Source organism: Jiangella endophytica, from assembly GCF_003427025.1.
In the GTDB taxonomy this organism is placed as follows: Bacteria; Actinomycetota; Actinomycetes; order Jiangellales; family Jiangellaceae; genus Jiangella; species Jiangella endophytica.
Genome location: NZ_QVAI01000002.1, coordinates 551,234 through 574,505 on the forward strand (window position 1 = coordinate 551,234; position 23,272 = coordinate 574,505).

A 23,272-nucleotide genomic window follows, 5' to 3' on the forward strand; every position below is an offset into this window, starting at 1 on the left:
CGGCCGGCGCACCTTGCCGTGTCGAGGTGCACAGTCCAGGCGGGCCAGATGGAGATGGATCCCGCCCTGGGCCTGTCGAGCCACCGTGCCGCGCCGCGCCCTCACCCCGCCCCGTGGACGTGGTGAGGCGGCACGTCACATGGGGGTAGGTGCCCGTTGCCCCCGCGCTGTGACACGCGAATCGGAAGAACCTCGACTAAACGTCGCGGAACGCCTCGATGCGCGCGCCGAGCACGGACAGCCGGGCGGCGAGGTCCTCGTAGCCGCGGTTGATCACGTACACGTTGCGCAGCACCGACGTGCCCTTCGCGGCCATCATCGCCAGCAGCACGACGACTGCCGGCCGCAGCGCCGGCGGGCAGATGATCTCCGTCCCGGACCACCGCGTCGGGCCTTCCACCAGCACGCGGTGCGGGTCGAGCAGCGTCACGTTGCCGCCGAGCTTCGTCAGCTCGGTCAGGTAGATCGCGCGGTTCTCGTACACCCAGTCATGGATCATCGTCTGGCCGTTGGCCGTGGCCGCGATCAGCGCGAAGAACGGCAGGTTGTCGATGTTCATGCCGGGGAACGGCATCGGGTGGATCTTGTCGTGCGGCGCGCGCAGCTGCGACGGCCGCACCGTCAGGTCGACCAGGCGGGTCTCGCCGTTCGCCGCGACGTACTCGCCGCTGCGGTCGTAGTCGAGGCCCATCTCCTCCAGCAGCGCGAGCTCGATCTCGAGGAACTCGATCGGCGCGCGCCGGACCGTGATCTCCGAGCCGGTGACGATCGCGGCGGCCAGCAGGCTCATCGCCTCGATCGGGTCCTCGGACGGCGCGTAGTCGACGTCGACGTCGATGTCCGGGATGCCGTGCACCGTCAGCGTCGTCGTGCCGATACCGTCGATCCGGACGCCGAGCCGGGTCAGGAAGAAGCACAGGTCCTGGACCATGTAGTTCGAGCTGGCGTTGCGGATGACGGTGATGCCGTCGTTGCGGGCGGCCGCCATCAGCGCGTTCTCGGTGACGGTGTCGCCGCGCTCGATCAGCACGATCGGCCGGCCCGGCGACATCGAGCGGTCCACCTCGGCGTGGTAGTACCCGCCGGTGGCCTTCAGCTCCAGGCCGAACGGACGCAGCGCGGCCATGTGCGGCTCGACGGTGCGGGTGCCGAGGTTGCAGCCACCGGCGTACGGCAGCTTGAAACGGACCTCGCGGTGCAGCAGCGGGCCGAGGAACATGATGACGCTGCGGGTACGCCGCGCCGCCTCGACGTCCATGCTGTCGAGGTCCAGCCGCTCCGGCGGGGTGATCTCGAGGTCGCGGCCCTCGCCCAGCCAGCGGGTGCCGATGCCGATGCTCTCGAGCACCTCGATGATGCGGTTGACCTCCTCGATGCGCGCGATGCCGCGCAGGGTGGTCTTCCCCTTGTTCAGCAGGCTGGCGCACAGCAGCGCGACGCTGGCGTTCTTGCTGGACCGCACCTCGATGCTGCCGGAGAGCTGCTGTCCACCGCTGACCCGCAGATGCACGGGTCCCTGCGGCGCCAGCGACACGATCTGCTTGTCCAGCGCCTCACCGATGCGGGCGATCATCTCGAGACTGAGGTTCTGCTGCCCGTGCTCGATGCGATGGATCGCGCTCTGACTGGTGCCGAGTGCGTCGGCCAGCTGGCTCTGGGTCCAGCCCCGGTGCTGCCGCGAGTCGCGGATCAGCCGGCCGATCTGGCCGCGGTAGTCGTCTGCCACGAGCCGAACGATATCTCAGCTATGAGTTAACGGTCGCCACATTCGTCACATTGGTATCCAGAAATTGCGACGTGAGGGAACTCTCATCCGCGCCATGAGGTCTCGGCGCCGCGTCGAGCTGCCGCCGGGAGCCTAGTCGACGACCGGGGCGTCGTCGTCCCGGGTGCGCGCGAATCACACATCCGGTGCGACTCGCCCATCCGGACGGACGAGCCCGCGTACTTCATCCGGTTCTGGGACGGTGCGCGCGGCCGCCCGGTTCCCCGATGAGCATGACCAGGCGTACTCCCGCTTCACGCGGCCCGCATGCCTGGTGAAGCGGGAGCAGCCCTACTCAACGTGATCATTCCCGGGCGGTCAGAGGTCGAACGCGTACCGGCAGAACGCCTTGCGCACGTCGAGGATCGGCCCGCTGTCGCGGGTGTAGTAGAGCTTGTTCGTCAGCAGGACCGCCCATCTCCGCCGCCGCACCGAGACCCACATCGCCGTCCCGGTGAAGCCGAAGTGCGCCCACACATCCCGCCCGCCCACGCCCTCGGGCGTCGGCGCGGGATGCCAGAACAAGCCGCGGGCCGGCTGCAGCGCACCGGTCTGGACCTTCAGCGACTCCTTGATCCACGCCGGTCCGAAGCCGGGCCGCCGCGGCGCCTGGTCGGGCGCCAGCAGGTAGCGCAGGAATGCCCCGAGGTCGGCGGCGACGGAGAACACGCCGGCGCTGCCGCAGGCGCCGAGCAGCCGGGCGGAGAAGTCGTGCGGCGTGCCCTTGAGATGCCGGCCGGCCGGCTCGTCCCACTCGGTCGGCGCGCACCGAGCGACGTCCTCGGCGGGGACCGGGCCGAACCGGGTCGACCCCATGTGCAGCGCGTCCCAGGCGCAGGCCCGGCTCAGCTCGTCCAGGCGCAGGCCGGTGAGCCGCTCGGCGACGATGCCGAGGATCAGCGCCGCGCGGTCGGTGTACTCGACGACCTCGCCGGGGCGGTGGGTGAGCGGCTCGTGCAGGATGCCGCGTTCGACGGCCTCGCGGTCGGTGCCGTAGAGCGCCTCGAGGTTGGCCCGCGGCGGGACGCCGGCGGTATGGGTGAGCAGCTGCTGGGCGGTGACGTCGGCGAGGTCGTGGCCGGCGAGGTCGGGGAGGTAGTCGGCGAGCCGCCGGTCGAGATTGAGGGTGCCGTCCTCCCAGAGCGTGCCGACGCACGACCAGACGGCGACGATCTTGGTGAGACTGGCGAGGTCGAAGAGGGTGTCCGGACGCATCGGATCGTCGGGCACGGCCGGATCGAGCAGCCCGCAGGCGCCCTGAGCGCGTAGTCCGTCGGGATCGCCGACGGCCCAGACGGCGCCGGGCAGGACCGCTGTGTCCACGGCGTGAGTCAACAACTGGTCGATGGCTCTCGTCATGATCGCCGCCTATTCGGTTGTGATGGCGCCCGGGGGTTTGCGCCACTGCTTTCATGATCGGCCGGAAGCAGACGATTCCGGGAGCGTTGTCTCATCTGCTGAACATCGTGAGACCGTGCTGCGCGCACCCCGTCGTGCGGGACCGGTCGAGGCGCGGGAGACTGGAGGCTGGGACCGTCAGCCGACTCGAGGAGATCCCGTGCGCGACGAGACCATCGGCGCCTTCCTGGACAGCCTGGCCGCCCGGGTTCCGGCCCCCGGCGGCGGCGCCGTCGCGGCCCTGCATGCCGCCCAGGCGGCGGCGCTTCTGGGCATGGTGGCGCGCTACAGCACCGGCCCCAAGTACGAGGAGCACGCCGACGTCGTCGAGCGGGTGCTGGTGAAGGCCGACGCGCTGCGCACCGACGCGCTCGAGCTGGCCGAGGACGACGCCGAGGCGTTCTTCGCCGTCACCGAGACCTACCAGCTGCCGCAGGAGACCGACGAGCAGAAGGCGGCCCGGTCCGAGGCCATCGCCACGGCATTGGCGGCGGCCGCCGAGCCGCCGGCGGCCGTCATCATCGCGGCGACGCACCTGGTCTCGATGGCCGAGGAACTGCTGCCGGTCGGCAACGCGAACGTCATCACCGATGTCGCGGCCGCCGCCGAGGCCGCCCGCGCCGCCGCCACGACCGCCCGGCTGAACGTCGAGATCAACCTCTCCGGCGTCACCGACCAGGCGGTCCGCGACCGCCTGACGGCCACCACGGGCGAGGTCGACGATCTCGCCGCCCGGGCCGACCAGGTCACCGCCGCGGTGCGTCAGCGAGCCGGCGCGTGACGGCGCGGCCGCTCACCGGGAAGGACCTCGCCGCCCGCATCCGGGCCCGGGTCGCCGACAGCGCCGGATCCCGGCGCGACTCCGGACGGCCGGCCCGGCTGGTCATCGTCACCGCGACCGACGACGAGGCCAGCGCCTGGTACGTCCGGTCCATCGCGTCGGCCGCGGGCAAGGCCGGCCTCGACTGCGACGTCGCCGACCTCGGGACGGCCGCGACGGCCGGCGATATCGCGGGCCGGCTGGCGGCCCTCAGCGAGGACGCGGCCGTCGACGGCGTCATGCTGCAGACGCCGTTGCCGCCGGGCATCGCGCTCGCGGACGTGTCCGGCGCGATCGACCCGGCCAAGGACGTCGACGGCGCCAACCCGCTCTCGCTCGGCCGGCTGGCGGCCGGGCTGCCCGCCTACGCTCCGGCCACGGCGGCCGCAGTGGTCGCGCTGCTGGACGAGTACGCCGTCGACCTCGCCGGCGCCCGGGCGGTGGTCGTCGGACGGTCCGCGGTCGTCGGCAAGCCGCTGGCGCACCTGCTGCTGGACCGCGACGCCACGGTGACGGTGTGCCACTCGCGCACCCGCGACCTCGCCGCCGTGACGTCGACGGCGGACGTGCTGGTCGCGGCCGTCGGCCGGACGCACCTCGTGACGCCTGAGCACGTCCGGGCGGGAGCCGTGGTCGTCGACGTCGGCACGAACCCGACGGCCGACGGCGGCCTCGCGGGTGACGTCGACCCGGCCGTCGCGCAGATCGCGGCCGCGCTGACGCCGGTGCCCGGCGGCGTCGGCCCGGTGACGACGGCACTGCTGCTCCAGAATGTTGTTGACTGAGTCAAGGGATTTATTGATACAGTCAACGGTATGACCGAGGTGCAACGCGACCAGGTGGCCGCGGTCCGTCAGTTCAATCGCTTCTACACCCGCGTCATGGGCTTCCTCGACCAGGAGCTGCTGCGGTCGGGGTTCTCGCTCACCGAGGCGCGCATCGTCTTCGAGCTGGGCCGGCGCGACGTCACCGAGGTCGGTGAGCTGCGCGAGGCGCTCGACGTCGACGCCGCTCAACTCAGCCGCACGCTGGCCCGGTTCGAGGCGGCCGGGCTGATCGAACGCACCCGCTCGGCGGCCGACGGGCGCAAGCTGCTGGCCGCGCTGACCGACGCCGGCCGCGCGGCGCGAGAAGACCTCCAGAACCGATCCGACCGGCAGGCCGAGCAGTTGCTCGACGCGCTGCCCGACGCCGACCGGCGCCGGCTGGTCGCCGACCTCGACTCCGTGCGGCGGCTCCTGGGCGAGTCCGAGCGGCCGCACACCGTCGTCGTCCGCGGGCTGCGTCCCGGCGACCTCGGGTGGGTCGTCCAGCGCAACGCCGTCGCCTACACCCGCGAGTACGGCTGGGACCGCAGCTACGAGGCGCTGGTCGCGCGCATCGTCGCCGACTACGCCGAACACCTCGACCCCGCCCGCGAGAGTGCCTGGGTCGCCGAGCTCGACGGCCGCCCCGTCGGCGCCGTGTTCTGCGTGCGCAAGGACGACACCACGGCGCAGCTGCGGCTGCTGCTGGTCGAGCCGGAGGCTCGTGGCACCGGCATCGGCAGCCGGCTGGTCGCCGAGTGCCTCGAGTTCGCCCGGGCGGCCGGCTACACGTCGATGATCCTGTGGACCAACGACGTGCTCGTGGCCGCCCGGCGCATCTACCAGAAGGCCGGCTTCGAGCTGGTCGAGGAGAACCGGCACCACAGCTTCGGCCGCGACCTGGTCGGCCAGACCTGGCGGCGCGAGCTGTCGTGAGGCCGGCCCGAATCTCGGTAGGGTCACCGCCGGTCGAGTCGTCACCCCGCCGGCGTCGGAGTTCCGCCCGGCTGAGTGAGGTGCCCGCCCGGCTGGGAGGGTGCCCACCCTAGGGGCGGGCACCGACAGCGTCAGCCGACTACGCGACCGCCAGCCACGGGTCCTCGAGCACGGCGGCGAGGTCGCGGACGAACTCCGCGGCCTGCGCGCCGTCGATGACCCGGTGGTCCGACGACAGCGTCATCGTCATCTTCTGCACGACCGCCAGCTCGCCGTCCTTCACACCCGGCTCGGACCGCACCGCGCCGACCGCGAGGATCGCCGCCTCCGGTGGGTTGATCACGGCGGTGAAGTGGTCGATGCCGTACATGCCGAGGTTGCTGACCGTGAACGTGCCGCCGCTCATCTCGTCCAGGCCGAGCTTGCGGTCGCGGGCCTTGCCGGCCATCGCGCGGGTCTCGGCGGAGATGCTGGTCAGGCTCTTCGTGTCGGCGTCGCGGATGACCGGCACGACCAGCCCGGTCTCCGTCGCCACCGCGATGCCGACGTGGATGCGCCCGTGCTGCACGATCGCCTCGGGCGTGAACGAGGAGTTCACCACCGGGTGGTCGCGCAGCACGACCGCGACGGCCCGCACGATGATGTCGTTGACGCTGACCTTCTTCTTGCCGGCCGCGACCAGCCGGTCGTTCAGCTCCGCCCGCAACCCCGACAGCGGGCCGGCGTCGACCGTCTTCGTGACGTAGAAGTGCGGCGACGACTGCATGCTCTCGGTGAGCCGCCGGGCGATCGTCTTGCGGATCGACGTCAGCGGGATCAGCTCGTCGGTCTCCTCGACGGCCGGTGCGGCGACGGCGGCAGCCGCCGGCGTCGCGGGCGTGCTCGCGGGGGCGGCCGGAGCCGAGGCCGCAGCCTTCGCGACGTCGGCCCGGATGATCCGCCCGCCGGGGCCGGAACCCGCCACGGCCGCGAGGTCGACGCCCAGGTCGCGGGCGTCGCGCCGGGCCAGCGGCGAGGACAGGATGCGGTCGCCGTCGGCCCGGGTCGTGGCCGCCGGCGCCGGGGCGGCCGACTCGGGCTGGGCGGCGGGCACCGCCGGCTCGGCCGCAGGCGTGGGAGCGGGAGCCGGCTCGGCGGCGGGTGCCGACGCGGGTGCCGGCGCAGGCGCCGGTGCGGACCCGCCGACCGGCTCACCGGCACCGACGAGCCTGGCGATCGGCGCGCCGATCGGGGCGGTGTCGCCCTCCTTCACCAGGATCTCGCCGAGCACGCCGTCCTCGTAGGCCTCGTGCTCCATGACGGCCTTGTCGGTCTCGATCTCGACCAGGACGTCGCCGGCATGGACCTCGTCGCCGACCTGCTTGCGCCAGGCGCTGACGACCCCCTCCTCCATCGTGTCGGAGAGGCGGGGCATCAGGATGTCAGTCATCAGAATCTCCTCAGTGCGCGCCGACGGACCGGCGGCCGACGGCGTCGAGGGTCTGGTGGACGGCGGTCACGACGTCGTTCGCCGACGGCAGCGCCGCCAGCTCGAGCGACTTCGCGTAGGGCAGCGGCACCTCGGCCATCGCCACGCGCCGCACCGGGGCGTCGAGGTAGTCGAACGCGCCGTCGGAGATCGACGCGGCGACCTCCGCGCCGATGCCGTACGTCAGCCAGTCGTCCTCCAGCACCACGGCGCAGGACGTCTTCTTGACCGATTCGATGATCGTCGGCCGGTCCAGCGGGCGCAGGCTGCGCAGGTCGACGACCTCGGCGGAGATGCCCTCCTCAGACGCCAGCTTCTCCGCGACCTGCAGCGCGACGTGCGCCATGCGCGAGTACGCGACCAGCGTGATGTCGCTGCCCTCGCGGGTGACGGCGGCCCGCCCGATCTCGCCCGCGACGTCGCCGTCGGGGACCTCGCCCTTGGTGTTGTAGAGCGCGAGGTTCTCCAGGAACAGCACCGGGTCGTTGTCGCGGATGGACGCCAGCAGCAGCGCCTTCGCATCGGCCGGCGACGACGGCGCCACCACCTTGAGGCCGGGGGTGAACGCGTAGAACAGCTCGACGTTCTGCGAGTGCGTGGCCGCGAGTTGCTGGCCGCCGCCACCCGGCGTGCGGATGACCATCGGCACCGACTTCTGGCCGCCGAACATGCCGTAGATCTTCGCGGCGTGGTTGACGATCTGGTCCAGCGCGAGCAGCGAGAAGTTGATCGTCATGATCTCGACGACCGGGCGCAGGCCGAGCATGGCCGCGCCGACGGCGGCGCCGGTGAAGCCCTCCTCGGCGATGGGGGTGTCGCGTACGCGTTTGGGGCCGAACTCGTCCAGCAGTCCCGCGGTGATCTTGTACGACCCCTCGAAGCGGCCGATCTCCTCGCCCATCAGGAAGACGTCCGGGTCGCGGAGCATCTCGGCGCGCAAGGTGTCGTGCAGCGCCTGGCGATAACTCATGACGGCCATGTCAGGCTCCTACCGGGAACAGCGGGTCAGCGGGAAGGCGGCGCGAGTCGTTCGGCACCGGGCTGGCATAGGTGTAGTCGAACAGCGACGACACCTCGGGCGCGGGGCTCTTCTCGGCGAACTCGACGGCGGCCTTGACGATGCGGTGGACGTCGGCGTCGACCTCGGCCAGCTGGTCGGCGTCGGCGGCCTTGGCGGCGATCAGCTGGTCGTGCAGGCCGGCGACGGGGTCCTGGGCGCGGACCGCCTCGACCTCCTCCTTGCTGCGGTACGCGGCGGGGTCGACGACGGAGTGCCCGCGCAGACGACCGCTCACGGTCTCCAGCAGGTACGGCTTCTGCTCCTTGCGGGCCCGCTCGACGGCGATCTTCGCCGCGTCGCGGACGGCGACGACGTCGTTGCCGTCGACCCGCGCGGACTCCATGCGATACGACGCCGCGCGCTTGTACAGCTCGGGCTCGGCCGAGGACATCTCGACCGTCGTGCCCATGCCGAGGTGGTTGTTCACGACGACGAACACGATCGGCAGGTCCCAGAGCGTCGCGATGTTCAGCGTCTCGTGGAACGCGCCGATGTTCGTGGTGCCGTCGCCCATCTGGCACATGACGACCTCGTCGCCGTCGCGGTACGAGACCGCGAGCGCGGCGCCGGCCGCCAGCGGCAGCTGCCCGCCGACGATGCCGTAACCGCCGAGCTGGCGCACGTCGGTGTCGAACAGGTGCATCGAGCCGCCCCAGCCCCTGCTGACGCCGTCCTGGCGGCCGTACAGCTCGGCCATGACGCGGCCCGGGTCCATGCCGCGGATCAGCGCGTAGCCGTGGTCGCGGTAGTTCGTGAAGAGATAGTCACGTTCCTCGATCGCCGCCATCAGGCCGACGACGGTGGCCTCCTCACCGAGGTTGAGGTGGCAGTAGCCACCGATCTTGGCCTCGGTGTACGCCTGCGCGGTCCGCTCCTCGAACCGGCGGACGAGGAGCATCTGCCGGTAGTAGCCGAGCAGTTCCTCGGTGTTCTTCGCCGAGCGCGCCGGACGCTTGCGACTGGTGGTCGCCACTCTTACCCGCCCTTCGTTGTCACGGGGCGCGCGTCCCTGGACGCGCAGCGGTGGCCCGGCGGTGGCCGGGCAAAACAATGAAACGTTAGCGTTTCATTGCATCCAAGACTACCTCCGCGTCAGGATGACTACGTGACTGCACGGGGGGCGGCGACGGCGCCGCGGGGCCGGCCGCGCGATGTCGATCGCGCGGCCCGGCGCGACGCGCTGCTCGAGACCGCCATGCGGCTGTTCCTCGCGCGCGGCTACGGCGGCACGACCATCGAGGTCATCGCCGCCGAGGCGCGGGTGGCCAAGCGCACCGTCTACACCACGGTCGGCGACAAGGCCGACCTGTTCGTGGCCGTCGTGCGCCGGCTCGGCGACCGTGTGGTCAACACCGTCGCGCCCGACGCCGGCGACCCGGTGAGCGACCTGCACGCGTTCGGGGTGCGGCTGGTCCGGCTCATGCTCTCCGACGAGGCCATCGGGCTGCACCGGCTGGTGACCGGCGAGGCGGCGAAGTTCCCCGAACTCGCCGCGCGGCACTACGCGAACGGGCCGCGCCGCTACATCGGCGTGCTGTCCGGGCTGCTCGCCGCGCTGCCGCCAGAACGCGTCGGCGTCCGCGCCGACGACCACGAGGAACTGGCCGAGCAGCTGTTCACGCTGCTCATGGGCGAACCGCACCGGCGGCGGATGTTCGGGATGGACCCCGCGCCGACCGCCGCGGCCGCCGCCGAGCACGTCACGCGCACCCTGGGCTTGCTCCTGACGCCATGATCCGATGTGTCTGATAGCGCAAGAGATGCGCCTTCTGAGTGGGTTGCGAACCTTGCCGGAAACCGATCACTCCAGATGAGCGCCGCCGGAGCCGGTCCGGCTGCCGGATGACTGTGCGATCTCCTGTCAGTCACCGGTACGGTTGCGGTGGCGCAGGGGGACGGAGGGGTGAGAACTGGTGGGCCGGGCGCGGCTTGAAGTCGCACTGCTGGGTCCGGTCGAGGTGCACCGCGAAGGGGTCACGATCCCGGTGCCGCCCGGCCGGCCCACCGTCATCCTCGCAGCTCTCGCCACCCGTCCCGGTGCCGTGGTCCCCGTCGACGCGCTGGCCGGCTGGCTGTGGCCCGACGACGAGCCGGTGCACCCGCGGGCGGCCATCCAGACCCACGTCGCCCGGCTGCGCGCCGCGCTGGGCGAGGGGTTCGTCCAGGCCGCCGGCGACGGCTACCGCCTCGACCTCCCGCCCGACGCCGTCGACGTCACCCGGTTCCGCGAGCTGGTCGCCGCGGGCCGCGACGCCGAGACGGCCACCGAGCTGACCCTGCTGCGTGAGGCACTGGCGCTGTGGCGCGGCGACCCGCTGGCCGGGCTCAACCCCGACGATCTCGAGAAGGCCACCGCGCCGCTGCTGGTCGAGGAGCTGCTGTCGGCCACCGAGCGGATGAACGAACTGCGGCTGCGGCTGGATCGCACCGACGAGGAGTTCGTGCCGTCGCTGCGCCGCCTGGTCGCCGCCCACCCGTGGCGCGAGCGGCTCTGGGCGCAGCTGATGCTCGCGCTGTATCGCCAGGGCCGGCAGGGCGATTCCCTCGCGGCGTACCACGAGGTCGTGACGGTGCTGCGGGACGAACTCGGCATCGATCCCGGCCCGGAGCTCACCGACCTGCACCGGCGCATCCTCGACACCGACCCCGCGCTGCTCGCGTCGGCGCCCGGTGCCGGCTCGGCGGCCGGTGGCGGCTCGGCGCCGGCCGGTGCTGTCCCGGTCGCCCGGCCGCCGGTGCAGCTGCCTCGGTCGACGGCGCAGTTCGTCGGCCGCGAGCACGAGATCGACCTGCTCACGGCCGTGCTCTCGGAGAACCGGTCGTGGGCTCGGCTGGGACTGATCTCGGGGCCGGGCGGGTCGGGCAAGACCACGCTGGCCCTGCACGTCGGGCACGCGCTGCGTGAGGTGCACCCCGACGGCCAGCTGTTCGCGGAGCTGCGCGGCTCCACCGTCCCCGCCGACCCCGCCGAGGTGCTGGCCGAGTTCCTGCGCGCGCTGGCCACACCCGAGGAGGACATCCCGGCGACGCTCGACGAGCGAGCCGCGCTGTTCCGGTCCGCCTGCGCGAACCGCCGGCTGCTGGTGGTGCTCGACGACGCCAGCGACGCCGCGCAGCTGACGCCGTTGCTGCCCGGCGCCGGCGGCTGCAGCGTGCTGGTGACCAGCCGGCCGCAGCTGAGCATGATCCCCGCCGACGTGCAGATCGACCTCGCGCTCTTCTCCGACGAGGACGCCTACGAGCTGCTCGAGTCGATGGTCGGCCACCGCCGCCTGGCGGCCGAGCCCGACGCGACCGCGCTGGTCGTGAGCGCCTGCAAGGGCTCGCCGCTGGCGCTGCGCATCGCCGGTGGGCGGCTGGTCACCCGGCCGGCGTGGCCGATCGACCACTTCGCCGAACGGCTGCTCACCAGCCGGCTGGACGAGCTGGAGATGGGCGACCTCAGCGTGCGGTCCATGCTGACCGCGTCGGTGCAGGGCCTCGACCCCGCCATCGCGTTCCGGTTCCGGCTGCTCGCGGCCGTGCCCGGCCCCGCCGTCGACGTCGAGACCGCGGCCGCCACCTGGGACGTCGCGGCCGACGACGCCCGCAGCGTGCTCGAGCACCTGGTCGACGTCCGGCTGATCGACTCCGCCGCCCCCGACGAGTACCGCTGGCACGATCTCGTCGACGACCACCTGCGCGCCGTCGCCGACTCCCACCGCGTCACCGCCGCCCGCCGCCGTCTCGCCCGCTACTACCTGCGCTGCCTGCACAACCTGTGGCCGGTGCTGCGGCCGGGCAGCAACGGCGTCGAGCCCGGTGCCTGGTTCCCGCACGAGGTCCAGGGACGATCGTTCGCCGACCGCGCCGAGATCCACGCGTGGCTGCACCCGCACACCGCCATCATGACGTCGCTCGGACTGGCCGGCCTGCACTCCGACCAGCAGGACGTCATCGACGAGTCGGCCGCGCTGCTGCTGGCGCTGGCCCGTGCCCGGTACGAGTGCTGCCGCGAGGCGCACACCGAGGACCTCTCGCGAGCCGTGCTCGACGTCCCGGCCAAGCTCGGCGACCCGGTGCTGACGGCGCGCGCCTGGCACGCGCTGGCCCTGTCGCTGGGCGCGCAGAGCCGGCGCGACGAGGCGCTGGAGGCCGGCGAGCGCGGCCTGGCGGTCCGCCGCGAGCTGGGCGACCGGTACGGCGAAGTGATCATGCTGCACAACATGGCGGTCTGGTACGAGCTGGACGGCCGCTACGACGAGGCCGCCGAGCTGTTCGAGCGGTGCGCCGAGGCCGACGACGTCCTCTCCCCGGAGGTCCGGCGGCGCTGCCGGCGTAACCTCGCCCACGTGCAGACCAGCACGGGTCGCTTCGACGACGCCCGGCGCAACCTGGAGCTCACCGGCGAGGGCGTCGGCGACGAGCCCGGCATCGAGCTGTTCGACCAGGTGCTGGCGCTGGCGCATCTCGCGCTCGAGACCGGCGCCGCCGACGACGCGGTGGCCGGGTTCCAGCGTGCGGTCGGGGTCGCAGCCGAGCTCGGGTCGGTGCCGCTGCAGGCCACCGGGCTGGTCAAGGAGGCCAACGCGCTGCGCCGGTCCGGCCGCGACGGCGGCGGCCCGGCCGCGCGCGCGGCCGCGCTGGCCCGCGAAGGGCACCTCAGCGACGTCGAGGCCGAGGCGCTGGCCGAGCTCGGCCACAGCCGCGCCGTCGACGGCGACGACGAGACCGCCCGGGTGCACTGGACCGCGGCGTTGCGGATCTTCGAGGCGCTCGGCTCGCCGCGCGCCGGCGAGCTGCGCGACCTGGTGGCGGAGCGGTCGTGACCCACACCCCGGACCTCGACCTCGGGCTGCACAGCAGCCCGGCCGAGGTCGCGGGGCCCGGCGTCGAGCTGGACGTGCGGTTGCTCGGTGCGGTCGAGGTGCGCCGCGACGGCGCTGCGGTGCCGGTGCCCTCCGGGCGGCCGGCGGTGGTGCTGGCCGCGCTGGCGCTGCGCCCCGGCGGCATCGTCACGCAGGGCACGTTGGCCCGGCTGCTCTGGCCGGACGCCCAGCCCGAGCATCCGCGGGCGGCGCTGCAGACGCACGTGGCCCGGGTCCGCGCGGTGCTCGGCCGGTCCGCGGTCGAGTCCGCCGGCGACGGCTACCGGCTCGGCCTGCCGCCCGACGCCATCGACGTCACGCGGTTCCGCGGCCTGTTCGCGGCGGCGCGCGCCATGGACGACCTGCCTGGGCGGCTCGCGCTGCTGGACCAGGCGCTGGTCCTGTGGCGGGGCAACCCGCTGGCCGGACTCTGGCCCGACGTCCTGACCCGCCAGACGGCGCCGTCCCTGCTCGACGAGGTGCTGACGGTCGCCGAGCGCGCGCACGAGCTGCGGCTGCTCCTGCACGGCCCCGACGACGGCGTGATCCGCGAGCTGCGCGAGCTGGTGACGGCGCACCCGGAGCGCGAGGGCGCCGCCGGGCAGCTGATGATCGCGCTCTACCGCGAGGGCCGCCAGGGCGACGCACTCGGCGTCTTCCACGACACCGTCCGCGCCCTGCGTGCCGCCGGACGCCGGCCCGGGCCGGAGCTGGCGGCGCTGCACGCCCGCCTGCTGACCGGCGGCGACCTGGTCGCCGACGACACGGGCGGCGACACGGGCGGCGACACCGGTCCGGCACCCGCGCCGGCCGCAGTGCCGGTCGCCCCGGCTCCCGGTGCCGCGGGGCCGGGCACCCGGCCCGCGCAGCTGCCGTCGCGGCCGCGGTCCTTCGTCGGGCGCGCCGCGGAGGTCGCGACGCTCGCGGCAGCCCTGCGCGACGGTCCCGCGCCCGCCGGCCGATGCCGGACGGTCGTCGTGTCCGGTGCCGGCGGGACCGGCAAGACGACGCTGGCGCTGCGGGTGGCCCACGAGGTGCGCGACCGGTACCCCGACGGCCAGCTCTTCGCCGACCTGCGTACCAGCAGCGACGCCGCCGCGTTCGGCACCGACGCGCTGGCCGGGCTGCTGCGGGCGCTCGGCGTCGGCGGCCCGGACCTGCCGCCGTGTCCGCACGAGCGCGCCGAGCTGCTTCGCCGTCTGTGCACCGGCCGCCGGCTGCTGGTGCTCATGGACGACGCCGATCCGGACACCGTGGCGTCGCTGCTGCCGGCGGAGTCGCAGTGCGCCGTCATCGTCACCAGCCGGCGCCGCATCCCCGAACTGCCGGCCGACGCCCGCGTCGACCTCGGCATGTTCTCCGAGCCGGAGGCGCGCGAGCTGCTGGCGTCCGTCGTCGGCGTGGACCGCCTGGTCGCCGAGCCCGACGCCACCACCACCGTCCTGCAGCGGTGCGCCGGGTCGCCGCTGGCCGTGCGCATCGCCGCCGGCCGGCTGGCCACTCGGCCGGCCTGGCCGATCGAGCACTTCGCCGGACGGCTCAGCGACGGCGACCGGCTCGGGGAACTGCGGGCCGGCGGACTGGCCGTCCGGGCGATGCTCGACGCCACCTACGTCAGCCTGCAGCCGGTGCAGGCCCAGCGGTACCGGCTGCTCGCGGCGCTCACCGGCGCCACCGTCGACGCCGAGATCGCCGCGGTCGTGTGGGAGGTCGACGTCGACGAGGCGCGTCGGCTGCTGAACCGGCTGGCCGACATCCGGCTGCTCGAACCGGCGGCCGACGGCGGCTACGGCTGGCACGACCTCGTCGACGACCACATCCGCGCGGTGTCGGACACGGTCACGGCGCGGGCGGCGCGCCATCGCCTGCTCGGGCACCTGCTGCTGACGCTGCGCAACGCCCGGCTGCGGCTGCGCCCCGACGACAGCGTGCCCGGCGTGCCCGAGCCGCCGCGCGACTGCCCGCCCGGACGCTCGTTCGCCGACCGGTGCGAGATCCACGCCTGGCTGCACCCGCGCCGGACGCAGCTGATCACGCTGGCCCGGGCCGAGCTGACCGGTGGTGAGTACCCGGCGGTCGACCACGCGGCCGGACTGCTGGTCCTGCTCGACGCCGTCGCCCGCGAGTGCTGCGACAGCGGCGACGACGAGGAGACGGCGAGGACGGTGCTCGCCGCGGCCACGCCGCCGTCTCACCCGGCCATCACCGCGGCCGCCTGGACCAACCTCACGCTGACCCTGGCCGCCCAGCACCGGCTCGACGAAGCCCTGACGGCGGCCGACCACGCCGTCGAGCTGCGCCGCGAGCAGAACGACCGGTACGGCGAGCTGATCATGTTCGAGAACCAGGCCTGCATCCACGTCGAGGCCGGCCGGTATCAGGAGGCGGTGGACGTCATCGCGGCCTGCGTGGCCGACCGCGAGTTCCTGTCGTCGCAGGTGCGGGCCAGATGCCTGCGCACCCGCGCGCGGGGGTACGCCGGGCTCGGCCGGTGCGCCGCGGCCCGCGCCGACCTCGCCGCCGCCGACGCCGTCGAGATCCCGGCGCCGGTGTCCTACGACGCGCACTACGCGGCCGCCGTCGCTGCGGCCGTGCACCGGGCGGCCGGCCACCGCGACGAGGCGCTGCGGTCCTGCTGGCAAGCCGTCGACATCGCCGTCGCACTCGGATCGACCTGGATGCGGGCCTTGTCGCTGCTCGACGCCGCACGGACGCTGCGGCATTTCGGTGCCGACGGGAGCGCGGCCGCCTCCGACGCCGTCGCCGTCGCCGTCGAGAACCGGCACGTGCGGCTGGCCGCGGAGGCCCGCACGGAGCTCACACTCGCCACGTCCGGACGCTGATCCCGGCCTTTGTCCGCATTTGGCGGATAAAGGCGGCTCATGGATTCTTCGGGAGAAATGTTCCCGGAATTCAATGTGACCACTTGGCGATGGAGCTGTCACGTCGCGGTCGACTTGTGTAACGTGATCTCGCCCGGGTTTCCGCACGTCAGGCGCTAGATCACGACTGAATGGGCGATTCCGGGCAACGCCATGTCAAATGGAGTATTTGGAGAATTTGTGAGCGCAATGCTGCCGCGTCGGCGAGGCGCGGCACGGTTCGCCGGAGTGCTCGTCGCTTCGGCCGTGGTGAGCGGGGGCGTCTTCGCCTCCAGCACCGCGGCCCAGGCCGACGAACAGATCCCGGTGACCGTCCCGACCTTCGCCGCCGACGACTTCATCGAGCTGGCGGCCCAGCTGCCGGCCACTTTGCGGGAGGCGATCGAGCGCGACCTCGGCGTCGCTCCCGAGCAGTACCTGGCCAACGCGGAGCGGGCTCGTGCCGCCTCCGACGCCGCCACCGTGCTGCGCAACCAGGGCGTCGACGTGCTCGGCGCCTCGATCAACGGCCAGGACGTCACCATCAACGTCGGCAGCGACGCCGACGCCGCGGCCGTCGAGGCCAGCGGTGCGCGGGTCGTCGTCGGCCCGCTGGACGTGCTGGACACCGAGCGTGAGGTCCAGCCGGCCCGCGACCACAAGGGTGGCTACGGCTACGCCTACCAGATCAGCGAGCCCGACGAGACCGGCGCGTTCAGCCTCAGCCGGTGCTCCGTCGGGTTCAGCGGGTACGACCCCGACGGCAACTCGCGGTACCTGACCGCCGGCCACTGCGGCGTCGACGAAGCCACGGGCGAGCAGTTCACCTACCCGGTGCACCACATCGAGCTGGACGCCCCGATCTGGGGCACCGAGGACTGGGCGTCGGAGTTCCCCGGCCCCGACCTCGGCGAGTTCGTGCCGGGCTCGTTCCACTACGGCGACGAGCACGACGGTGGTCTGGTCGACATCACCAACTCCGAGTGGACCGCGGTGCCGCAGGTCGCCGGCTGGGCCGGTGGCTCGGGCGCGCCCGACGAGGCCTCCGTCACCATCCGCGGCCCGATCGACGCCGTCGTCGGCGCCCAGGCCTGCAAGTCCGGCGCCACCTCGGGCTGGACCTGCGGCGAGATCCTGGTCCCGGTGCAGAGCACGCCGGTCGGTGAGCAGGCTGTCACCGGCTTCATCTTCAACGCCTGCATGCTCGGTGGCGACAGCGGCGGCTCGGTCGTCGTCGGCAACTACGCCCTCGGCGTGAACTCCGGCTCGACGCACGACGGCCGGACCGACTGCGACACCTGGAACCCGGCGCAGTCGCCCGACACCGGCAGCGCCGACTTCAGCATCGGCTACTCGCTGGCGACCGGCCAGTACAACGCGCTGACGCTGCTGGGCAGCGACTGGGAGCTGGCGGTCGCGGTCGCGACCCCGGTCGTCACGTCGCCCGAAGACGGTGGCGAGACCGGCCCGCGGCCGTCCTTCACCGGCACCGTCGAGGGCGCGCGCTCGACCCACAAGGTCCGCGTGGTCATCGACGGCGAGAACACCTATGAGGGTCGCATCAACGACGACGGCACCTTCTCCGTCGCCGTCACCGACGACCTCGCCGCGGGTGAGCACACCTACGAGGTCGTCGCCTCGTACGGGAACTTCTCCCGGTCCGAGGCCGCCGAGGGCACCTTCACCTCGACCGAGGTGCAGGCCGAGGCACTCACCGTCGCCTCGCCCACCGACGGCCAGGCCACCGGCAACGCCCGGCCGAGCTTCACCGGCACCGGCCAGCCCGGCGCCACGGTCACCCTGACCGTCGGCGACGAGGTCTACGGCGAGGCCACCGTCGGCGACGACGGCAGCTGGACCATCGCGCCGTCGGCGGACCTGCCGGTCGGCGAGCGGTTCGACGCCACCGTCACGCAGGCCTTCGAGGGCGACAGCCAGGCCGTCACGGTGGCCGACCTCGGCATCACCGTGCCGGCGGTCACCATCGCCGCGCCCGAGGACGGCTCGACCGTCACCGGTGACGTCGTGTTCAGCGGCACGGTCTTCCCGGCCGCCGAGCTGACCCTGGCGATCGAGGGCACCGTCACCGAGTCGTCGGAGCGGGTTCAGACCGCCGCCGACGAGTGGGCCGGCGAGCTCGAGATCGGCGAGGACGGCGCCTGGACGTTCACCCCCGCCGAGGCTCTGGAGAACGGCGAGTACACGCTCACCGCCTCCGCGGCCGTCGACGGCGGCGACCCGGAGCTCACCGCGTCGGAGACCTCGGTCTCCTTCATCGTCGCCGCCGGTAGCGACGACGACGGTGAGGGCGACGGCGACGGCGACGAGCTGCCCGACACCGGTTCGTCCAACGTCTGGATGATCGTGGTCGGCGTCGCGCTGCTCGCCCTGGGCGGCGCCGCCATCGCGATCCGCGCCCGGCGCAACGGCACGACCGCCTGAGGCACGTCGTACCGCACGTCACACCAGCGGCCCCGGCCCCCGCAACCCGCGGGGACCGGGGCCGTTCCGCGCTGACCAGCAGTGAATGCGCGATGAAAGCGATCTGAAAGCGGCCCTGCCTAGTGTTTGAGCCAGCGCAGGAACACGAGGTAGTCCTCCACCGCCTCGACCCCGCGCTCGCCCACGGGCGCTTCCACGGGGGAGCTGTCCCGGATATAGACCGGCCCCGCAGGTCCGTGCCCGGCCTGCGGGGCCGCCCTATGTCCACCGGGCGGCCGTCCGCCGTGCCTCACCGGCTCGCGCCCTGGCCGCCGCCGCGAGCGCGGCCGTGTCACTCCGCGCGCTTCGCCCGCTTCTTGGCCTGCTTCAGCGGCATGTCCTTGGTCTCCTCGGGAAGTCGCCAGACGTCGATGCCGCCCATGACGTTGTAGGCCAGGATCTTGATCTGCGGCGCCCCCGCCCGCGCGGGCCGCCGGCTGCCGCGCTCGCCCGTCCCGCCCATCAGCGAGAACCCGCCGACCTCGACGTCGATGGTGTCGGGCACGTAGATGTCCATGCCGCCCATGATCGTGATGGCGATGATCGTGGTCTCGTCGGAGTCGAGCTCAGCGTGCCGCAGGTCGATGTCGTGACCACCCATCACGGCGACCGCGTTGATGCGCTCGGCCGCCCGCCAGCGGCCGCGCTTCTCCGTCCCGCCCATGAAGGCGACGATCCACTTGGTGGCCGAACGGCGCCCGGCGGAGTCGCGGCGGACGACCGGCCCGTCGGCGGCCACCTGCTCCAGCGCGCTCGATCCCGGCAGGTCCGCCGTCAGCCGCGCGAGGTCGTCGCGGGTGACGGAGCGGTAGGCCAGCCCGATGCGCTCCTCGAGCTCGGCCAACGTGAGCCGGCCGGTGGTCGCGTGCTCCGACAGCGCCTGGACGACCTGCTCGCGCTCGGCGTCGGACGCGCGGACGCCGGGCAGGACGTGCGGCTCCGTGGGCTGGTCGGGCGGTTCGGGCGGGGTGGTCATAGCGGCCAGGCTAGTGCCGCGGGCGGGCGCCGTCGTCCACCGCTCAGTTGACCTCGCTGCCGCCGCCTCGGCCGGCCGGTCGCGCCCCGGTGCCGCGCCCTACACCCGCGCCGACGGACACCGCGAGATCAGTGCCTCCACCACGGCGACGTCCGCCGGAAGCCACGGCACACCGGACCACCCGCCGGGGCCGAGCCAGCGCAGCTCGTCGTGGTCCTCCAGCGGCGCCGGCACCCCGTCCACGACGATCGCGAGCCACAGCCGCATCGACAACCCGGGCCCGAGCGCCCACCGTCCCTCCAGCGGGCCGGTGATCTCCGCGCCGACCTCGACGGCGACGCCGAGCTCCTCGCGCAGCTCGCGGTGCAGCGCGTCCAGCGGCTGCTCGCCGTGCTCGACCTTGCCGCCTGGGAACTCCCAGCCGCCCGCCAACTCCGGCGGGTCACTGCGCCGTGCGGCCAGCAGCCGGCTGGGTCGTGCGAGGTCGTCGACGATCGCGGCCGCGACGACGAGCCGCCCCTCCTGTTCGCTCATGCGAGACATCTTCGCCGACGGTTCGTCCCGCTCACTTCTTCGGACGGCGTGTTCACCGGTATGACCTCGGCACTCTCGGTAGTTGACCTTTCGTGTTCACGGAGGTCTTCCTTGATCGATGTTTGAGATGCGGGTTTCCTGGACAAAACTGGGCGATGGCTATGGAATGTCGGTTCTCTGCGATATGACCGGGATCCGGTGCGGTGCGGCCGGCCCGGGTGGAAAGGATCAGCCCCCGTGAGCTCGAACCTGCCGCGATACAGACAACGGCGCGTCCGAGGCGTGCCTCTGCCTGCTCGAGTCGGCGTCCTGGCGCTGGTCGGCGTCCTGGCGGTCGGCGGGCTGGTCTTCGCCATCACGGACGGTCCGCCCATGCTCTACGCGCGCGCCGACGGCGGGCCGGAGGTCTCCGACTTCGAGACCGGCGACGGCTCTCCGACGCCCGGGACGGGCACCACGCCGTCCGGCAGCCCCACCGAGCCCGCCGAGACCCCGTCGCCGTCCGGTTCGCAGACCCCGTCGCCCGACGAGTCCGACGACAGCGACGGCGGGTCGTCGGACGAGGGCTCCGGCGGGTCTGACGACTCCGACGTCCCCGACAACGACGTCACCGCGACGACACCGCCGCGCGAGCCCGACACACCGCGCCCGTCGGACCCGTCCGAGCCCACCGAGGACCCGTCCGAGCCGTCGGAGGAGCCGAGCGACGAGCCGTCGGAGGAGCCCTCCGACGAACCGACGATCGAACCGACCACCGAGCCCTCGGAGCCGTCGGAGCCCACCGACGACCCGACGCCTGACTACCCGGGCCTGCCGTTCATCGAGCTGTCCAGGGCGGAGACGCAGCTGCTGGACTCCGCCGACGCGGCCCGGGTCGACGCCGGCTGCCCGGCGCTGCGGGTCGACCCGCGCCTCACGCTCGCCGCCCGCGGGCACAGCGCCGACATGCGCGACCGGCTGTACGTCTCGCACGTCAACCCCGACGGCGCGACGCCGCAGGATCGCGCCGCCGAGGAGGGCTACACCGCGACGGTCGCCGAGAACCTGTCGTACGGGCTGCGCAGCGCGCAGCAGGTCGTCCGCGACTGGGAGGGCGAAGAGCTCGACCGGCTGCGAGACTGCTCCTACACGTCCGTCGGCATCGGCGTGGAGCGCGGGCTGCTCAGCTCGTGGTGGACGCTGATGCTCGGCGTCGCCTGACGCCTTCGCCGGGCCGCCGGGCGACGGAAATTCGCTCGCGGCCCCGGTGCGGCGGCCCTACCGTTGAGCAGCGTGAGCACCGTCGACCTCCAGCCGCTCGCCGTCCGGGCCGCGGCTCCCGCCGAACTCCCTCCGCTCCCCGCCGACGCCGGGCTCACCTGGCGGCCGTTGACGCCTGACGACGTCCCCGCCTGGTTCGCGCTGTGCGAGGTCGTCGAGAACCACGACAACGCGACCGAGCGGTCAGCGGAGTCCGAGCTCGCCGACCGGTTCAAGGGCGGCTGGCGCGAGCCCGCACGCGACGGCATCGCCGGCTTCGACGCCGACGGCAACGTGCGCGCCTACGCCTGGTCGGAGTTCCGGCCGGTCGCCGAGGGCACCCAGGCGCCGACGCTGTTCGGCGCGGTGCACCCCGAGTACCGCCGACGCGGCATCGGGCGGGCGCTGCTCGCGTGGTCCGAAGCGCGCGCCCGGCAGCAGCTCGCCGCCGCGCCGGCCAACCTGCCCGCCCGCATCCGGTTCTACGTCGACGAGGCGCATGCCGAAGCGCGCCGGCTGGCCGAGGCCGCCGGGTTCACGCCCATCCGCTGGTACGTCGTCATGCGCCGCGACCTCGCCGCCGAGCTTCCGGCCGGCACCGTGCCCGAGGGCCTGCGCATCGAGCCGTACTCCAAGGACCGCGACGAGGACACCCGCGTCGCGCACAACGAGTCCTTCGCCCGCGACCACTGGGGCTCCAGCCCCATCGATGCCGAGGCCTGGGCGCTCAACGTCGTCGGCGGTGAGAAGTTCCGGCCCGACTGGAGCTTCACCGCCGTCGACGAGGCCACCGGCCGGGTCGCCGGCTATCTCATGTCCGGTGCCTACGACCAGGACTGGGAGCCGCAGGGCTACACCGAGGGGTGGACCGACCTCGTCTCCGTCCGGCGCGAGCACCGCGGCCGCGGTCTGGCCGGTGCCCTGCTCACGGCCGCCATGCGGGTCTACCTCGCCGGCGGTATGCAGTACGCCGGGCTCGACGTCGAAACCGACAACCCGACCGGCGCGCTCGGCGTCTACACGCGGCTCGGCTACGAGCGCATGCAGAGCAGCGTCCTGCTGAGCAAGGAGATCTGAACCGCCGCGTCCGACGACTGAACTGCGAGCCGCTGTCAGTTGACGGTCATCGGCGCTACCATCGGCGCTGATGACCGAGCCGACGACGATGCGCCCGCTGGGCCTGCGCGAGCGCAAGAAGCTCAAGGCGATGCGCCACATCCAGGACGTCGCCCTGGACCTCTTCGACCGCGACGGCTTCGCGCACGTCACGATCGAGCGCGTCGCCGCCGAGGCCGAGGTGTCGCCGAGTTCGATCTACCGCTATTTCGGCACCAAGGAGATGGTCGTCCTCTGGGACGAGTACGACCCGATCATGCTGCAGGCCCTCGACGACCGGCTGGCCGCTCAGGACCCGATCAGCGCGCTTCGGGGGATCCTCACCGAGCTCGTCGACACCGCGATGTTCGAGCAGGACGAGCGCGTCATCATGCGGCGCATGCACTACGCGATGGAGGAGCCGGCCGTCCGCGGCGCCCTGAACCGGCAGGCCGACGCGATGGCGGTCGAACTGCGCGGGACCATCGCCAAGCACACCGGCCGCGACCCCGACGGTCTGGAGCTGCGGGTCGTCACGGCCGCGCTCATCTCTGCGTTCCTGGAGGCGCTCGCGTACTGGCACGAGACCGGCTACCGCGACTCTCTGAAGACGATCGTCGAGGGTGCGCTCGATGTCATCGAACGCGGCCTGCGGGTCGAGTGAGGCGTCCGCGGCGAGTCTGCCGCAGCCGGCTTGCGTCTCTCGCCCAGCTCGGTGGTCACTGGGTCGACGAAGTCGCCGCTCCGTCGCCGGCGTGGGTCCCGTCCCTGGGACGACCGGGCGGGCTCGCGGCCGGGGTAGGCCGGGCTCGTCACGTCTTCGCTCTGTTCAGCCGGCCGGCGTAGCGGCGTCGAACGCGGCCGACTGCTCCGTCACCGACGCATGACCCGTTCCCGGGGGGGGGGGGGGGGGGGGGGGGGGGGGGGGGGGGGGGGGGGGGGGGGGGGGGGGGCCGGGGGGGGGGGGGGGGGGGGGGGGGGGGCGG

At 73.1% G+C, this 23,272-nt stretch carries 17 protein-coding genes; 10 read left to right on the forward strand and 7 right to left on the reverse strand.

Annotated elements, in window-relative coordinates; genetic code table 11:
- Positions 1 to 196 precede the first annotated feature (196 nt).
- Positions 197 to 1,726, reverse strand: a complete 1,530-nt coding sequence (locus tag DZA62_RS06895; protein ID WP_116948108.1) for a helix-turn-helix domain-containing protein — start codon at positions 1,724 to 1,726, stop codon at positions 197 to 199.
- Positions 1,727 to 2,083: 357 nt separating this feature from the next.
- Positions 2,084 to 3,124 (reverse strand): serine hydrolase domain-containing protein, encoded by a 1,041-nt coding sequence (locus tag DZA62_RS06900; RefSeq protein ID WP_116948109.1) that lies wholly within the window; start codon positions 3,122 to 3,124, stop codon positions 2,084 to 2,086.
- A 199-nt stretch (positions 3,125 to 3,323) separates the two neighbouring features.
- Here DZA62_RS06900 and DZA62_RS06905 point away from each other — a divergent pair, with 199 nt between their 5' ends.
- From DZA62_RS06905 to DZA62_RS06915, 3 genes are read left to right on the forward strand one after another with little or no spacing between them, the layout of a single operon-like run.
- Positions 3,324 to 3,944 carry a cyclodeaminase/cyclohydrolase family protein gene (locus DZA62_RS06905; RefSeq protein WP_116948110.1) on the forward strand — a complete coding sequence of 207 codons (621 nt, stop codon included), beginning with the start codon at positions 3,324 to 3,326 and terminating at the stop codon, positions 3,942 to 3,944.
- A complete protein-coding gene (locus tag DZA62_RS06910) occupies positions 3,941 to 4,768 on the forward strand; it encodes a bifunctional 5,10-methylenetetrahydrofolate dehydrogenase/5,10-methenyltetrahydrofolate cyclohydrolase (protein ID WP_116948111.1) in 828 nt (275 codons plus the stop codon). The genes DZA62_RS06905 and DZA62_RS06910 overlap by 4 nt, the downstream gene beginning before the upstream one ends.
- A gap of 30 nt (positions 4,769 to 4,798) precedes the next feature.
- Positions 4,799 to 5,725, forward strand: a complete 927-nt coding sequence (locus DZA62_RS06915; protein WP_116948112.1) for a bifunctional helix-turn-helix transcriptional regulator/GNAT family N-acetyltransferase — start codon at positions 4,799 to 4,801, stop codon at positions 5,723 to 5,725.
- Positions 5,726 to 5,864: 139 nt separating this feature from the next.
- On the opposite strand, the gene DZA62_RS06920 is transcribed toward DZA62_RS06915, so the two are convergent.
- Genes DZA62_RS06920 through pdhA form a run of 3 tightly spaced genes read right to left on the reverse strand, consistent with a single transcriptional unit; the run spans position 5,865 to position 9,226 of the window.
- Positions 5,865 to 7,154, reverse strand: coding sequence for a dihydrolipoamide acetyltransferase family protein (locus DZA62_RS06920; RefSeq protein WP_198663484.1), 1,290 nt, complete (start codon positions 7,152 to 7,154; stop codon positions 5,865 to 5,867).
- Between the two features lie 10 nt (positions 7,155 to 7,164).
- Positions 7,165 to 8,172, reverse strand: coding sequence for an alpha-ketoacid dehydrogenase subunit beta (locus DZA62_RS06925; RefSeq protein ID WP_116948113.1), 1,008 nt, complete (start codon positions 8,170 to 8,172; stop codon positions 7,165 to 7,167).
- Between the two features lies 1 nt (position 8,173).
- Complete coding sequence (gene pdhA, locus DZA62_RS06930) at positions 8,174 to 9,226, reverse strand: pyruvate dehydrogenase (acetyl-transferring) E1 component subunit alpha (RefSeq protein WP_198663485.1); 1,053 nt, start codon at positions 9,224 to 9,226, stop codon at positions 8,174 to 8,176.
- Between the two features lie 132 nt (positions 9,227 to 9,358).
- On the opposite strand from pdhA, the gene DZA62_RS06935 reads away from it, so the two are divergent.
- The 4 genes from DZA62_RS06935 to DZA62_RS06950 all read left to right on the forward strand — a co-directional run bounded on the left by DZA62_RS06935 (position 9,359) and on the right by DZA62_RS06950 (position 18,403).
- Complete coding sequence (locus DZA62_RS06935; protein ID WP_198663486.1) at positions 9,359 to 9,988, forward strand: TetR/AcrR family transcriptional regulator; 630 nt, start codon at positions 9,359 to 9,361, stop codon at positions 9,986 to 9,988.
- A 178-nt stretch (positions 9,989 to 10,166) separates the two neighbouring features.
- Positions 10,167 to 13,061: an AfsR/SARP family transcriptional regulator gene (locus tag DZA62_RS06940; protein WP_116948114.1), complete on the forward strand. Its 2,895-nt coding sequence runs from the start codon at positions 10,167 to 10,169 to the stop codon at positions 13,059 to 13,061.
- Positions 13,058 to 15,943, forward strand: a complete 2,886-nt coding sequence (locus DZA62_RS06945; RefSeq protein WP_116948115.1) for an AfsR/SARP family transcriptional regulator — start codon at positions 13,058 to 13,060, stop codon at positions 15,941 to 15,943. Before DZA62_RS06940 ends, DZA62_RS06945 begins: the two co-directional genes overlap by 4 nt.
- A 267-nt stretch (positions 15,944 to 16,210) precedes the next feature.
- Positions 16,211 to 18,403: an Ig-like domain-containing protein gene (locus DZA62_RS06950; RefSeq protein WP_157987527.1), complete on the forward strand. Its 2,193-nt coding sequence runs from the start codon at positions 16,211 to 16,213 to the stop codon at positions 18,401 to 18,403.
- A gap of 331 nt (positions 18,404 to 18,734) precedes the next feature.
- On the opposite strand, the gene DZA62_RS06955 is transcribed toward DZA62_RS06950, so the two are convergent.
- Together DZA62_RS06955 and DZA62_RS06960 are read right to left on the reverse strand one after the other, a co-directional pair.
- On the reverse strand, positions 18,735 to 19,418 hold the full coding sequence (locus DZA62_RS06955; protein WP_116948117.1) for a DUF1707 SHOCT-like domain-containing protein: 684 nt from the start codon (positions 19,416 to 19,418) through the stop codon (positions 18,735 to 18,737).
- A 99-nt stretch (positions 19,419 to 19,517) separates the two neighbouring features.
- Positions 19,518 to 19,952 (reverse strand): (deoxy)nucleoside triphosphate pyrophosphohydrolase, encoded by a 435-nt coding sequence (locus DZA62_RS06960; RefSeq protein ID WP_116948118.1) that lies wholly within the window; start codon positions 19,950 to 19,952, stop codon positions 19,518 to 19,520.
- Between the two features lie 282 nt (positions 19,953 to 20,234).
- On the opposite strand from DZA62_RS06960, the gene DZA62_RS06965 reads away from it, so the two are divergent.
- The 3 genes from DZA62_RS06965 to DZA62_RS06975 all read left to right on the forward strand — a co-directional run bounded on the left by DZA62_RS06965 (position 20,235) and on the right by DZA62_RS06975 (position 22,950).
- Complete coding sequence (locus DZA62_RS06965) at positions 20,235 to 21,152, forward strand: CAP domain-containing protein (protein ID WP_116948119.1); 918 nt, start codon at positions 20,235 to 20,237, stop codon at positions 21,150 to 21,152.
- A 72-nt stretch (positions 21,153 to 21,224) separates the two neighbouring features.
- Positions 21,225 to 22,268: a GNAT family N-acetyltransferase gene (locus tag DZA62_RS06970; protein WP_116948120.1), complete on the forward strand. Its 1,044-nt coding sequence runs from the start codon at positions 21,225 to 21,227 to the stop codon at positions 22,266 to 22,268.
- A 70-nt stretch (positions 22,269 to 22,338) separates the two neighbouring features.
- A complete protein-coding gene (locus DZA62_RS06975; protein ID WP_116948121.1) occupies positions 22,339 to 22,950 on the forward strand; it encodes a TetR/AcrR family transcriptional regulator in 612 nt (203 codons plus the stop codon).
- Positions 22,951 to 23,272: the final 322 nt, after the last annotated feature.